The following is a 13,844-nucleotide window of genomic DNA, read 5'->3' on the forward strand; positions in this document are numbered from 1 at the left end:
ATTTTCTGGGGCAGGATTGAGGAGAAAAGCTTGATGGCATGGCTTGAGGCCGGGCGCAAGTTTCGGCGAAAGAACAGCCATCTACCTTACCGCACTCATGATCCCACGAACAATATAATCGATTAAAATCGCGTTGACTTTCTTGGGCGGCCACGCCAAGAAGTGTGTTCATTATAACCATGGAATCCGGATGGAAGCCGTGACTCAGTCATCTCTCGCTCTTCCTCGCCATTTTCGGCATCTTGCCCGTCTTTTTTCCGCAGCGGCATTGTTTTTGACCCCGTTCATGATCGCGGAGCCCGCGCGTGCGGATTTTCGCGTCTGCAACAGCACGCAGAATCTCGTGGGGGTCGCAATCGGCTACCGGGCACAGGAGGGCTGGGTCAGCGAAGGCTGGTGGCAGGTCCCCTCCTCGACATGCGCTACGCTGATCGAGGGTGAGCTGCAGTCGCGTTATTATTATCTTTATGCCGAGGACGCCGCCCATGGCGGCCGCTGGACCGGTGACGTCAACATGTGTGTGGCGGAAAACGAGTTCAAGATCGCCGGCGTGGATGATTGTTATGCCCGCAGCTTCCAGAGAATGGGTTTCAAGGAATATGACACGGGCAGACAGGGCAGCTGGATGGTCCAGCTTTCCGATACGCCAGGCACACAGGGAAATCAAAACTGATGAAGCGTAACCGCAAAGTCAAAATTCTTGCAACTCTCGGCCCCGCCTCTTCCGAAGAGGCGATGATCGAGAAGCTGCATCTCGCCGGCGCGGATCTTTTCCGGATCAATATGAGCCATGCGAGCCACGACGTGATGCGGACGCTCATTCAGCGCATCCGCTCGGTCGAGAGCCGCAACGGCCGCCCCATCGGCATTCTGGCCGACCTGCAGGGTCCCAAGCTGCGCGTCGGAAAATTCGCCGAAGGCAAGGTCGAGCTCGTTCCGGGCCAGACCTTCACGCTTGATAACAACGACACGCCCGGCGACAACACCCGCGTTTTCCTGCCGCATCCTGAAATCCTCGAGGCGGTAAAACCCGGCCACCGCCTGCTGATCGACGATGGCAAGCTGCACCTGCGCGCCGAAAAGAGCGACGGCAAGAGCATCGTCACCACCGTCATTTCCGGCACCCGCATTTCCGACCGCAAGGGCATCAGCCTGCCCGATACGCTGCTTGGCGTCGGCGTTTTGACCGACAAGGACCGCGTCGACCTCGACGCCGTTCTCGCCACCAACGAGGTGGACTGGGTCGCGCTTTCCTTCGTCCAGCGTCCTGAAGACCTTGCCGAAGTACGCAAGATCGCGCGCGGCCGCGTCGGCCTGATGTCCAAGATCGAAAAGCCACAGGCTGTCGAGCGCATCGAGGAAATCATCGAACTTTCCGACGCGCTGATGGTCGCCCGCGGCGATCTCGGCGTCGAAATGCCGCTTGAAGCCGTTCCGGGCATCCAGAAGCAGCTGACGCGCGCCTGCCGCCGCGCTGGCAAGCCGGTCGTGGTCGCCACGCAGATGCTGGAATCGATGATCACCGCTCCCGTGCCGACCCGCGCCGAAGTCTCCGACGTCGCCACCGCCGTCTTCGAAGGCGCTGACGCCATCATGCTCTCTGCTGAATCCGCCTCCGGCGACTACCCGGTGGAAGCGGTTTCCACCATGGCATCCATTGCCAGCACGGTGGAGCAGGACCCCTATTATTCCAATATCATCTATGCGCAGCGCGCCCAGCCTGAACCGACAGGTGCCGACGCCATTTCGCTTGCCGCCCGCCAGATCGCCGAAACGCTGAAGCTTGCGGCAATCGTCACCTATACGTCCTCGGGCACGACCGGTCTGCGCGCCGCGCGCGAACGGCCGCAGGTTCCGATCATCGCGCTGTCGCCGATCATCCAGACTGCGCGCCGCCTGTCGGTTGTCTGGGGCCTGCACTGCGTTGTCACGGGTGATGCCAGCGACCTCGACGACATGGTGAACCGCGCTTGTCGCATCGTCGTTTCCGAAGGTTTCGGCAAGCCGGGCGACCGCATCATCATCTCGGCCGGTGTACCACTCGGCACGCCCGGCGCGACCAATATGGTGCGTATCGCCTATATCGGCTCGGACGGCCAGAGCGGCGTCTGATAAGCGCCCACCTCCACGCATAAAAAACCCGCCGGCAACGGCGGGTTTTTTATTGGCCATTCGGCCTCATAGCAAAGGCAGGGATCAGTGCATCTTCACAGGTGTACTGAAGCGGCTGGACTCGATTGCCGCCGCACCGGGCTTGAAGCTTGCGGAGGTCGCCGAAGCCGACATGTCGTGGCTGAGCATACGGTTGGCGACAACACGCGGCGCCTTTACCGAGCGGCCGGTCGTACCCTTGTTCTGGTTGAGCGCCCAATCCGAGATCAGGTCCTGCGTCAGACGGCCACCGCCGACCATCGCCTGATGGGAAACTGCCGCATCCTGCTTGCTCGGTCGTCCACCCTTGGTCGGCAGACCGGCAGTGAGACCACCATTGATGGCAGGCTTCAGATCGAAGGCATCACCGAAACCTTCCTGCGGCTCCGCCTTGGCGGTTTGAGCAGGCGCAACCGTGACCTTGTGGTTGACGGCAGCCGGGAACGGCGCGGCCGTCGGCATCGCTGCGGACTGGACCTGCGAACGCGCAGCCTGACCACTCTGTTCAAGAGCCGCAACCACCGTCGGAGAAAGCGTATCCTGCTGGGCCTCGGCGAGATCGTCTTCGCCTTCCGGATCGGCATTGGCAGCCGCGAGCAGGGCTTCCGCCACGGCCGGCCGATTGGCGGGAACCGGAACGGAGGCAAGTTCACCTGTCGCCGCCGGTGTCGCACCATCGGCGGAAGCCGTCAGTATCGATCCTTCCGCATCCCCTCTCATGCCACGCGGCCCGAGAAGCGTCGGCACCGGCACGGAGACCTCGGCCAGATCAGCAAATTGCTGGCGCTCGGCCGGAGCGGAAGCCGGTGTCGGCGTCGTCGCTGCCTGCAACGCGTCCTGCGCTGCATTGCGGGCAGGAGAATAAAGTGCGGTCGCAAGGCCGGTATTGGCCGGCGGCTGGTTGCCGAAAGCGGGACGAGCCGTCGGCAGCGGCGCATCGTTCACGCCGGGAAGAGATTGCGCTGAAGCAACAGCAATTGTTGGTTCCGGCTCGGGAGCGGCCGGACGGGCGACGGCCGGGCGTTCTGCCGGCGCCGGCGCTGCGATGCTATCGGGATCTTCATCCTCGTCGCCTCCGCCGCCAAACAGCGCCTGCAGCAATGTCTTGCGCTTGCCGCCACCACCGGAGGAGGCAGGACCGGCACCGGCGCTGGAAGCAACCTGAATGGAAGAGGAGCTGACGCGCTTCTTGTAATCGGCCAGAGCCTGCTCGTAACCCGGAAGCGGCTTGCCGTCGGAAGGAAGATGCAGCGTGTTGCCGTTCGGGAAGATACGCACCAGTTCCTGACGGCTCATGCGCGGCCAGGCACGAACGCCGCCAACATCCATGTGCACGAAGGGAGAACCGGAGCTGGGATAAAAGCCGACACCACCGATCTGCATCTGCATGCCGATTTCGCGCAGGCGGGAAAGCTTCACGCCGGGTATGTAAAAATCCATCGCCTTGCCAAGCATATGCTGGCTTTTTTCCGCGACGCCCTTGGTGCGCGAACGCAGCAGACCATTGGTCTCCGGCGAACGGAAGGCGGAAACGACGTTGATATAATCAGTCGCACCGCTGCGACGATAAACTTCCCAGACGAGATCGAAAAGGCGCGGGTCCATGCGTGTCGGCTGATTGCGGCGCCAGTCGCGCAGGAACCGGTTCAGTTCCTGCAGACCTTTCTGGTCATATTTTCCATTGCGCTTGAAGGTGATGACCGCCTTCTCGCGTGTATGGATATAATACAGTTTGAGGCTGCGTGTTTCGGCGGCGGCTTCCGTCGCCGAAATGCCTGCGAAAGGCATTGCGGCGAGCATCAGGCAGGCAAAGGTGACAGCGCGTGCCGACAGCTTCGTGCATATATCCTTGATCAAGCCGCGCGCAATCTTTGCCGAAAGCGCGTTATTCCGATGCAGATATGGCAATTCGATCCCCGCCTGGAAGACAATTTCTGTCACATTGCCTCAAATGAACGTCAAATACGGTGACACGATGGCAAAATTGCCACACACATGCAACCTTCCTCTACATAGTGAATCAGCCACTAACAAGAGGTTTATAGACGGTAAGCGGATATCCTTGCTCAGAAGTTAACGAATCTCACGATCTGCCGGGGAATACGCCATTTGCGACGTCACGCGGCATCTCGAAGGGGATCGTCGGGATCGATGCCGTAATCCTTCAGTTTTCGATAAAGCGTCGAACGGCCGATGCCGAGCTTCCTCGCAACCTGACTCATCTGCCCGCGATAAAAACGCAGTGCGAAGCGGATAAGCTCCTCCTCGATCTCGGCCAGCTTTCGAATATTGCCCGCTTCGTCCATGCTCGAGATCAGGTTTCCGCCCCGATAGATGGTGGTGGAAACATCCGTTGGCTCTTCCACGGCGGCGTGGCTTTCGGCAGGCGGTGGCGGCGGTGAATAGGCGGCCAGCTTCAGCGACGACCCGGACGGAGAGCGGATGGAATCACCCGCATCGTCCATCGCCGCAAATTCCGGCAGCTGCAACGCGATCTGCGGAAAATCGGTATCCGCCAGTTCCTCGCCCTGCGACAGCACAACGGCACGGAAGACCGCGTTTTCAAGCTGACGAATATTGCCCGGCCAGTCATAGGCCGTCAGAAGCGCCAGCGCGCTGGCATCAAGACCGACCGGATTGGGCAGTTTCTGCTCGGCGGAAAAACGCTCGGCAAAAACCCTTGCGAGATGCGGAATATCTTCCTTGCGGCGACGCAGCGCCGGAATGGTGATCGGGAAAACGTTGAGGCGGTAATAAAGGTCTTCGCGGAAGCGCCCTTCCTTCACCTCTTCGATCAGGTTCTTGTTGGTGGCGGAGATCAGCCGGACATTGACCTTCTGCACCCGTGCCGAGCCGACGGTTTCGATTTCACCCTGCTGAACCGCGCGCAGCAGCTTGACCTGCACATCCAGCGGCAGATCGCCGATTTCATCGAGGAACAGCGTACCGCCATCCGCTTCCATGAACTTGCCGATGTGTTTTTCCGTAGCTCCCGTAAACGCGCCCTTTTCATGGCCGAAGAGGATGCTCTCCACCAGATTATGCGGGATGGCGCCGCAATTGACGGTGATGAACGGTTTGTTCGCCCTGTCGCCAGCGGACTGGATAGCCCGGGCGACCATTTCCTTGCCAACACCGGACTCGCCTTCCAGCACCACGGGAATGCTGGACTGGGCGGCGCGCTGCGCCAGTTCTATGACCCTCAGCATTGCGGGGCTTGCGGACACGATATCGGTAAAATTCACTGCATTGCTCCGTCCACGTCTGCCCGTGCGGGCCTTTGCCTCTCTCCTGTCGAGTTTGAGGGCATTGGAAATGGCGGCGCCTATCCTTTCCGGCGAGACCGGCTTGACGACAAAATCGAAAGCGCCGGCGCGCATGGCCTGCACGACGGTATCGATGCCGCCCTGCCCGGTCTGGACGATGACGGGAACATCGGTGCCAAGTTCGCCGACGGCCTTCAAGAAGGTAAGGCCATCCATCTCCGGCATCATGAGGTCGAGGACGATGACATTGATCTCGCCGCTATATTGCTTGAGCAATTCCAGCCCCGCCTTGCCGTTTTCGGCAAGCAAGGCCAGATGCCCATAACGTTCCACCGCATTTTTGAGCAGGCGGCGCTGGACGGGATCGTCGTCTATCACGAGAACATGCGCGGTCATTTTTGGCTCCGGTTTCCGGTTTATGGACCTGCGTCATGCGGTCCCTTGTACCGCACTCTGGCACGGGAGACTTGAACATCCAGTTTTGAGATTTGCTTGCATTTTATCCATTGCTACGGGAAACAAAGGCCCCATATGCTTCGCAAGCATAATCAGAAGGACACGTTCGATGACCCTCAATCGCCTCACCCCGCAGCCCCTGTTCTCCCTTGCCGAAACCTCCGGCCCCGCGCTCGGCGATCTGCCGGGCTGGAAGCTCTCGGATCTCTATCCATCGGGCGATTCACCGGAATACAAGGGTGATCTTGAGAAGGCGGCGGCCATGGCTGCGGCTTTCGAAAACAAGTGGAAGGGCAAGCTTGAGGCCGCGGCAAAAGCCACGGGCGAAAAAGGCATTGGCGCGGCGCTGAAGGAATATGAGGCACTGGACGATCTTATCGGTCGTATCGGTTCCTTTGCCGGACTGACCTATTTTTCCGATACATCGAACCCGGCGAACGGCAAGCTCTACGGAGATGCACAGGCAAAGCTGACGGATATCTCCGCGCATCTCCTGTTCTTCACGCTTGAACTCAACCGCATCGATGATGCGACGATGGACGCCTGCATGGAAAACGACGCCGCTGCAGGACACTACCGGCCATGGCTCGTGGATCTGCGCAAGGACAAGCCGCATCAGCTGGACGACCAGCTGGAGCAGCTGTTCCTCGAAAAATCGATGACCAGTGCTGCCGCTTTCAACCGCCTGTTCGACGAAACGATGGCCGATCTGCGTTTCAACATCGACGGCGCGAGCCTTCCGCTGGAAGTGACGCTCAACATGCTGCAGGAGCCGGAGCCAGAGACCCGAAAGAAAGCGGCGGAAGCGCTGAGCGCCACCTTCAAGGATAATCTACGGGTCTTCACCCTCATCACCAACACGCTTGCCAAGGACAAGGATATTTCCGACCGCTGGCGCAAGTTCGAGGATATTGCCGACAGCCGCCATCTGGCCAACCGCGTCGAGCGCGAGGTGGTCGATGCATTGGCCGCCGCCGTAAAGAAGGCCTATCCGCGTCTTTCCCACCGTTATTACGCCATGAAGGCCAGATGGCTCGGCATGGAGCAGATGAATTACTGGGACCGCAACGCGCCGCTTCCCGACACGACGAACACGATCATCCCATGGGATGAGGCCAGGGATACGGTGCTTTCCGCCTATGGCAATTTCGCCCCCGAAATGGCCGATATCGCCCGCCGTTTCTTCGATGAGGAATGGATCGACGCCCCCGCCCGTCCCGGCAAGGCGCCGGGCGCATTCGCCCATCCCACCGTGCCTTCGGCCCATCCTTACGTGCTCGTCAACTATCTCGGCAAACCGCGCGACGTCATGACGCTTGCCCATGAGCTTGGCCATGGCGTGCATCAGGTGCTGGCCGGCCAGCAGGGCGCATTGATGTGCGCCACGCCGCTGACACTTGCCGAAACCGCCTCGGTCTTCGGTGAAATGCTGACCTTCCGCAAGCTGCTCGACGACACCAAGGACGTCAGGGAGCGCAAGGCCATGCTCGCCCGCAAGGTCGAGGACATGATCAATACCGTCGTGCGCCAGATCGCCTTTTACGAATTCGAGCGCAAGCTGCACACCGCCCGCAAGCAGGGGGAACTGACCTCCGAGCAGATCGGCGAATTGTGGCTTTCCGTGCAGGCCGAAAGCCTCGGCCCGGCGATCCGCATTTCCGAAGGCTACGAGACATGGTGGACATACATCCCCCATTTCATCCATTCGCCCTTCTACGTTTATGCCTATGCCTTCGGCGATTGCCTGGTGAACTCGCTTTACGCCGTTTACCAGAAGGCCGAGACGGGCTTTCAGGAGAAATATTTCGAACTTCTGAAGGCCGGCGGCACCAAGCATCATTCCGAGCTTCTGAAGCCCTTCGGCCTTGATGCCACCGACCCCTCCTTCTGGGACAAGGGGCTTTCGATGATCGAAGGACTGATCGACGAGCTTGAAGCGCTGGATAATAAACAGGCTTAACCTCGCCAGCCGGCAAGGCTATCCTATTTCGGACAAGCTTTGCCGGTTGATGATGCCGGCGCAGAAACCGACCATGATGACAGGCGACGAGCACAGGCAATGAAACGCAAACCCGCCGATCTGACCTTGAGGGAAACCCTGCGCTGGGAGCCGCAAACGGGCTTTCAGCGCATCGACCAGCACATTCGCCGATTGCTGCGGTCGGCCGACGCGCTCGGTTTCCGTGCCCCGGCCAATGCGGTTCAGGCGCTGGAAAAGAAGGTGGGCGGCGAAAAACCGCTCTGCGTGAAGCTGGTGATGAACTACAAGGGCGAACTCGATATCGAAACGGCCGAGTTCCGGCCCCTGCAGGAAGACACCGTCTGGCGCGTCCGCATTGCGAAACAAACCACGCTCGATTCCGCCGACACTTTCTATCGCCACAAATCCTCCCGCCGGGAGCCCTATGAGGCCGCCCGCGCCGAGTTTTCAGCCGAAGACGCGGATGAGGTTCTCCTGCTCAACGAACGCGGCGAATTGTGCGAGGGATCATCGACCAGCATTTTTGTCGAAATGCCGGACGGGCAGTTGCTGACGCCACCGCTCGACAGCGGCATTCTGCCAGGAGTGCTGCGCGCCGACCTGATCCGTGAACGCAAGGCCCGCGGACAGGCACTGAAACCTGGGGACATCGCCGGGCGGCGGCTGTTCGTCGGCAATTCGCTGCATGGGCTGATTGCGGCGGAGCTGATTTAAACCGTTACGGCCAGAAGCCGGTCACGGCCTTTTTCCTTGGCCGCATAAAGGGCCTGATCGGCCCGCATGAAAACATCGTCGGCGCTTTCCGCCAGCCGATAGGCCGTCATGCCAGCCGAGCAGCTGTAGGAGAAATCCGGAAATTCGGCGAGGGGGCGGGAAAGGCGGACTTTCTGCAGCAACCGCTCGACGATTTCCCGGCCTTCGGCCACCGTGCTGCGCGGCAGGACGAGCATGAATTCCTCACCGCCGATCCTGCCGAAACAATCCACCCGCCGAATGACGGAATGGGCAATGCCGACGAAATCGCGCAGCACCGCGTCGCCGCATTTGTGACCGAAACGATCGTTGATCTGCTTGAAAAAATCGATATCGAGCGTGCAGAGGCAAAAAGGTGCTTCAAGCCCCTTTCCGACCCGTTCCACCTGCAGCGCCAGCTTGGCGAAGACGAAGCGGCGGTTTGCCGTTCCCGTCAATTCGTCGGTCTGCGAGGCGCGCACCGCCAGATCCCTGTCCTGCCGCAGGGTGCGGTAGCCCTGACGCAACTCGGTTACGTCACTTGCGACGCACAGCATCCAGCCATCCTGCTGCACCGTCTCCGTCATCCAGAACCAGCGGCCGTCATACATGTCCATCTCGAAGGCGCGATAGGGCAGCTTGCCGCGCCGGGACTGGGCCGACAGGAGCCAGCCCTCGAAATCCCTGTTCCTGACGACAACACCCGTTTGCAGGCGATGATTCAACCGCATGATATCCGCCCAGGTCGGAAACTCCTGCGGGGCAAGCTGGAAGCTCTCCCGAAACGATGGGTTGGCATGCCGCAACCGGTCTTCGGAATCATAAAGGGCGATCAAAACGGGGGTAGCACTCTGAAGCGCTGCGACACGCTCGATAAGACTGTTCACAACAGGCAACTCTCCTGTAATGGCGAAAAATACCCTGTCGTTATCCGGCCAAGCCCCCCAGCCTTGGACACATACACGAAAAGAAGAGTTCAATTATAAACGCACTATCTAAAATGCGAAGAGCCGGAAGGGGCGAAAACGATGCTTGCTTCGGTCCGGCGGCCGCCACCGTCATATGTCCGTCATCCAGCTGCCCTTTATTGTCGCTCGCTTTTATGATCTAGCTTACTTATTGGCTGAAAAAGGAAAATTGACGAATGACGGACGCAAACCACCCGATTTACGGCGATATTGACGGCCCCATCATCATGATCGGCTTCGGCTCCATCGGGCGCGGCACTCTTCCGTTGATCGAACGTCATTTCAACTTCGACAGGACCCGCCTCGTCGTCATCGATCCGCGCGAGGACATCGCGGCGTTTCTGGCCGAAAGGAACATTCGCCATATCCGCACGCATCTGACCAAAGAAAATTACAAGGAAGTCCTCAAGCCGCTTCTCAAGGGTGTTCAGGGGCAGGGCTTCTGCGTCAATCTCTCGGTTGATGCCGCGTCCGTCGATCTCATGCGGATCTGCCGCAAGCATGGCATGCTTTATATCGACACCGTGGTCGAGCCATGGCCCGGTTTCTATTTCGATGCAAAGGCCGACAATGCATCCAGAACCAATTATTCACTGCGCGAGACCATGCTGAAGGAAAAGGCGCGCAGGCCGGGCGGCACGACAGCGGTTTCCACCTGCGGCGCCAATCCGGGCATGGTATCCTGGTTCGTGAAACAGGCGCTGGTCAATCTCGCCGGTGATCTCGGCGTTGAGATCGAGGAGCCGCAACCCCACGACCGGGAAGCTTGGGCGAAGCTCATGAAACAGCTTGGCGTCAAGGGCGTGCATGTGGCCGAGCGCGACACACAGAGGGCGAAGGAACCGAAGCCTTTTGGCGCGTTCTGGAACACCTGGTCTGTCGAGGGATTCATTGCCGAAGGTTTTCAACCCGCCGAACTGGGCTGGGGCACACATGAAAACTGGATGCCGAAAAACGCGAAAAAGCAGAAGAAGGGAAACAAGGCGGCGATCTATCTCGATCAGCCCGGCGCCAACACCCGCGTGCGGACCTGGTGTCCGGGACAGGGGCCGCAATATGGATTCCTCGTCACCCATAACGAGGCGATTTCGATTTCCGATTATTTCACCGTCCGCAACGACGGTGGCGATGTGACCTACCGCCCCACCTGTCATTATGCCTATCACCCCTGCAACGACGCCATTCTTTCTCTGCATGAACTTTTCGGCAATGGCGGCACCCCGCAGCCTGTCCAGCATGTGCTTGGCGAAGAAGAGCTTGTTGACGGCGCCGACGAGCTGGGCGTTCTGCTTTATGGCCACGACAGAAACGCCTATTGGTATGGCTCGCGGCTGAGCCTGCAGGAAGCGCGTTCGCTGGCCCCCAATCAGAATGCGACCGGATTGCAGGTCAGTTCGGCCGTGTTGGCCGGAATGGTCTGGGCGATCGAAAATCCACAGGCCGGCATCGTTGAAGCCGACGAGATGGATTACCGCCGCTGCCTCGAAGTCCAGCGCCCCTATCTCGGCCCGGTCGAGGGGCATTACACCGACTGGACGCCACTCGACGGCCGCCCCGGCCTGTTTCCCGACAATATCGATACGTCCGATCCCTGGCAGTTCCGCAACATATTGGTGCGCTGAGGGATCGGAGTCTCATATTTGTCACGCCGACGCTTTCCTGCACGGCGTCAGGAACCGGGGAGAGCGAACAACGTTGCCTTGAAATAAGGAACGCTTCACGGCATGGTCGAAACACAGAAGATTTCATCGAATCGCAGGAGAACAGGCTCATGAACTTCAAGACAAGCGCTGCTTTGCTTTGTGCCGCCGTGGCGGTGTCTTCATGCGTCGCACCGGGTCCCTCGCAGCAGACCTCGATGGCGCCTTCGCTTTCCCGCGGCCCGGCCGTTGATGGCCGCTGGATCGACCGCAACGGCATCGTGTCGACCTTCCAGAACGGCTCCTTCTCCACCCGTTCGACGGACACCAACACGCTCCTGGCCTCCGGCACCTATGTCACGATTTCGCCGACGCTCTACGAAATCAACATGACATCGCTCGTGCGCAATACGCAGTCGCGCGTCAACTGCGCCCTCGTGTCCCCGTCACAATTGAACTGCACGACGGACACGAACAGCCAGTTCTCGCTGACACGCCAGGGCTGATAACCCCGTCTTTTCAATGGAATGACCTTATGAAACGCACGCCTCAGGCGTGCGTTTTTCTTTGTTGCGGACCTGTCATAATTTCGCTTGCGGCGATAGCCGCTAAATGGAAACATCGCGCTTTGAAAGACTGACATACTTTCGGACTAGAGATTGAGTGGGAACTGCGGGCTGACGATGATCAACAGGCCCGGATTGTGATCTGGACAGGAGAGAGGGACGATGAAAAGAATTTTGGGACTGGGCATGCTGAGCGTTTCCGCAATAACGCTTTCAGCCGGGGTCGCTCTGGCCGACTACAAACTTAACATTCTTCACATCAACGACCTGCACTCACGCATCGAGGCGATCAACAAGTTCGATTCGACCTGCTCCGCCACCGAAACGGAAAAGAACGAATGCTTCGGCGGCATCGCCCGCGTGAAGAGCGCGATCGACGCGCGCCGCGGCGAACTGGGCAGCGATGCCAACCTCCTCGTTCTCGATGCCGGCGACCAGTTCCAGGGCTCCCTGTTCTACACGCAGTACAAGAGCGGGCCGGTTGCGGAGTTCATGAACGGTATCGGCTTCGATGCCATGGCGATCGGCAACCATGAATTCGATGACGGCCCGGAAGAACTGCTGAAATTCATCGACGCGCTGAAGTTCCCGATCATTTCCGGAAACACCAAGGCGGCAGCCGATTCCATTCTGGCGGATAAGTACAAGGGTTATGTCATCAAGGATCTGGGTGGCCAGAAGGTCGCCGTGGTTTCCGTGCTTGCGACCGACACCAACGAAACCTCGTCGCCGGGCGACAAGATCAGCTTCGAAGACGAGGTCACCTATCTGAAAGGTGCCGTGAAAGAAATTCAGGACCAGGGCGTCAACAAGATCGTGCTGCTTTCGCATGTCGGTTATGTCAGGGATCAGGAAATAGCGCAGGCGGTGGACGGTATCGACGTCATCGTGGGTGGCCATAGCCACACCCTGCTTTCCAGCACCGACCCCAAGGCCGCCGGCCCCTATCCCACACTCGTCAAGAACCCGTCGGGGATCGATGTCCCGATCGTGACGGCCTATGCCTATTCGAAATATCTCGGCGACACCACCGTAACCTTCGATGACAATGGCGTCGTCAAATCCGCCGAAGGCGCGCCGAAGCTTCTCGATGCCTCCGTCACGCCGGACGAGGGCTTCACCAAGCGTGTGACGGAACTTGCCGGCCCGCTCGAGGAAATGAAGAAGAAGGAAATCGGCTCTTCGGAAACCGTCATCGACGGATCGCGGGAAGTATGCCGCGCCAAGGAATGCACGATGGGCAACCTCGTTTCCGACGCGCTGCTGGACCGCGTCAAGGATCAGGGCATCACCATCGCCATCCAGAATGGCGGCGGTCTGCGCGCCTCCATCGATGCCGGCACGGTGACGATGGGCGAAGTCCTGACGGTTCTGCCGTTCCAGAACTCCATCGCCACGTTCCAGCTGAAAGGTTCGGATGTGGTGGCCGCCCTTGAAAACGGCGCGGGCCAGATCGAGGAAGGGGCAGGACGTTTTGCCCAGGTCGCCGGTCTCAAATATTCGTTCGACCGTTCCAAACCGGCCGGCAGCCGTGTCGTTTCCGTCGAAGTCAAGGAAGGTGACGGCTTCGTGCCGCTCGATCCCGACAAGACCTACGGCGTCGTCTCCAACAACTACATGCGCTCGGGCGGTGATGGCTACAAGGTCTTCGCAACCAAGGCGGTCAATCCCTATGATTTCGGCCCAAGCCTCGAAGATGCGGTTGCAGCCTATATCAGCGCCAACAGCCCCTATAAGCCCAATATCGATGGACGCATTACCGACGTAACCCCTGCGGATTACGTCGCGCCAGCAAAACAGCCCGCACCGGCAGCACCCGCCCCGGCTGCGACAGCGCCAGCCCCGGCCACCACTGCGGCTCCGGCACCGGCTGCGACCGCACCGGCAACAACTGCGCCTGCTGCGGCAGCCGCAGCCGCCAGCAAATATATCGTCGAGAAGGGCGACTCGCTGTGGAAGATCGCGGCGGAAAAATATGGTGACGGCGCTCTCTGGACCCGGATCGCCAAGGCCAACACGCTGAAGCACCCGAACCATATCGAGATCGGCAAGGAGCTGGAGCTTCCGGCCCAATAAGCTTTAAC

The 13,844-nt window shown here is 59.6% G+C and carries 10 protein-coding genes; 7 read left to right on the plus strand and 3 right to left on the minus strand.

Annotated features, from left to right (window positions below):
* The first annotated feature begins 286 nt into the window (after positions 1-286).
* Together JZX88_RS15470 and pyk are read left to right on the plus strand one after the other, a co-directional pair.
* The gene (locus tag JZX88_RS15470) at positions 287-673 is read left to right on the plus strand and encodes a DUF1036 domain-containing protein (RefSeq protein WP_371741149.1); all 387 of its coding nucleotides are present in this window, start codon (positions 287-289) and stop codon (positions 671-673) included.
* Positions 673-2,112, plus strand: coding sequence for a pyruvate kinase (gene pyk, locus JZX88_RS15475; protein ID WP_065117372.1), 1,440 nt, complete (start codon positions 673-675; stop codon positions 2,110-2,112). Before JZX88_RS15470 ends, pyk begins: the two co-directional genes overlap by 1 nt.
* Before the next feature lie 84 nt (positions 2,113-2,196).
* On the opposite strand, the gene JZX88_RS15480 is transcribed toward pyk, so the two are convergent.
* Positions 2,197-4,092 carry a DUF882 domain-containing protein gene (locus JZX88_RS15480; RefSeq protein WP_206914081.1) on the minus strand — a complete coding sequence of 632 codons (1,896 nt, stop codon included), beginning with the start codon at positions 4,090-4,092 and terminating at the stop codon, positions 2,197-2,199.
* 176 nt (positions 4,093-4,268) lie between these two features.
* Positions 4,269-5,813 carry a sigma-54 dependent transcriptional regulator gene (locus JZX88_RS15485; RefSeq protein WP_065117370.1) on the minus strand — a complete coding sequence of 515 codons (1,545 nt, stop codon included), beginning with the start codon at positions 5,811-5,813 and terminating at the stop codon, positions 4,269-4,271.
* A gap of 169 nt (positions 5,814-5,982) precedes the next feature.
* Between JZX88_RS15485 and JZX88_RS15490 the strand changes: the two genes are divergently transcribed.
* Positions 5,983-7,833 carry a M3 family oligoendopeptidase gene (locus tag JZX88_RS15490; protein ID WP_206914082.1) on the plus strand — a complete coding sequence of 617 codons (1,851 nt, stop codon included), beginning with the start codon at positions 5,983-5,985 and terminating at the stop codon, positions 7,831-7,833.
* 99 nt (positions 7,834-7,932) lie between these two features.
* Positions 7,933-8,568, plus strand: a complete 636-nt coding sequence (locus JZX88_RS15495) for an aminotransferase class IV family protein (RefSeq protein WP_065117368.1) — start codon at positions 7,933-7,935, stop codon at positions 8,566-8,568.
* Here JZX88_RS15495 and JZX88_RS15500 read toward each other — a convergent pair.
* Positions 8,565-9,473 (minus strand): GGDEF domain-containing protein, encoded by a 909-nt coding sequence (locus JZX88_RS15500; RefSeq protein ID WP_110758106.1) that lies wholly within the window; start codon positions 9,471-9,473, stop codon positions 8,565-8,567. The genes JZX88_RS15495 and JZX88_RS15500 overlap by 4 nt on opposite strands.
* Before the next feature lie 257 nt (positions 9,474-9,730).
* Here JZX88_RS15500 and JZX88_RS15505 point away from each other — a divergent pair, with 257 nt between their 5' ends.
* The 3 genes from JZX88_RS15505 to JZX88_RS15515 all read left to right on the plus strand — a co-directional run bounded on the left by JZX88_RS15505 (position 9,731) and on the right by JZX88_RS15515 (position 13,836).
* Positions 9,731-11,176, plus strand: a complete 1,446-nt coding sequence (locus tag JZX88_RS15505) for a homospermidine synthase (RefSeq protein ID WP_206914083.1) — start codon at positions 9,731-9,733, stop codon at positions 11,174-11,176.
* A gap of 149 nt (positions 11,177-11,325) precedes the next feature.
* A complete protein-coding gene (gene omp10 / locus JZX88_RS15510) occupies positions 11,326-11,700 on the plus strand; it encodes an outer membrane lipoprotein Omp10 (RefSeq protein WP_065117365.1) in 375 nt (124 codons plus the stop codon).
* 222 nt (positions 11,701-11,922) lie between these two features.
* Positions 11,923-13,836, plus strand: a complete 1,914-nt coding sequence (locus JZX88_RS15515; RefSeq protein ID WP_206914084.1) for a 5'-nucleotidase C-terminal domain-containing protein — start codon at positions 11,923-11,925, stop codon at positions 13,834-13,836.
* Positions 13,837-13,844 lie beyond the last annotated feature (8 nt).

The sequence above is a fragment of the Agrobacterium sp. OT33 genome (genome assembly GCF_017313365.1).
Classification (GTDB): Bacteria; Pseudomonadota; Alphaproteobacteria; order Rhizobiales; family Rhizobiaceae; genus Agrobacterium; species Agrobacterium rhizogenes_A.

Excerpts from the sequence above, each read along its gene's own strand:
- JZX88_RS15495 (WP_065117368.1), top strand. The coding sequence starts at position 7,933 with ATGAAACGCAAACCCGCCGATCTGACCTTGAGGGAAACCCTGCGCTGG.
- omp10 (WP_065117365.1), top strand. The coding sequence starts at position 11,326 with ATGAACTTCAAGACAAGCGCTGCTTTGCTTTGTGCCGCCGTGGCGGTG.
- JZX88_RS15470 (WP_371741149.1), top strand. The coding sequence starts at position 287 with ATGATCGCGGAGCCCGCGCGTGCGGATTTTCGCGTCTGCAACAGCACG.
- JZX88_RS15515 (WP_206914084.1), top strand. The coding sequence starts at position 11,923 with ATGAAAAGAATTTTGGGACTGGGCATGCTGAGCGTTTCCGCAATAACG.
- JZX88_RS15485 (WP_065117370.1), bottom strand. The coding sequence starts at position 5,813 with ATGACCGCGCATGTTCTCGTGATAGACGACGATCCCGTCCAGCGCCGC.
- JZX88_RS15505 (WP_206914083.1), top strand. The coding sequence starts at position 9,731 with ATGACGGACGCAAACCACCCGATTTACGGCGATATTGACGGCCCCATC.
- JZX88_RS15490 (WP_206914082.1), top strand. The coding sequence starts at position 5,983 with ATGACCCTCAATCGCCTCACCCCGCAGCCCCTGTTCTCCCTTGCCGAA.
- pyk (WP_065117372.1), top strand. The coding sequence starts at position 673 with ATGAAGCGTAACCGCAAAGTCAAAATTCTTGCAACTCTCGGCCCCGCC.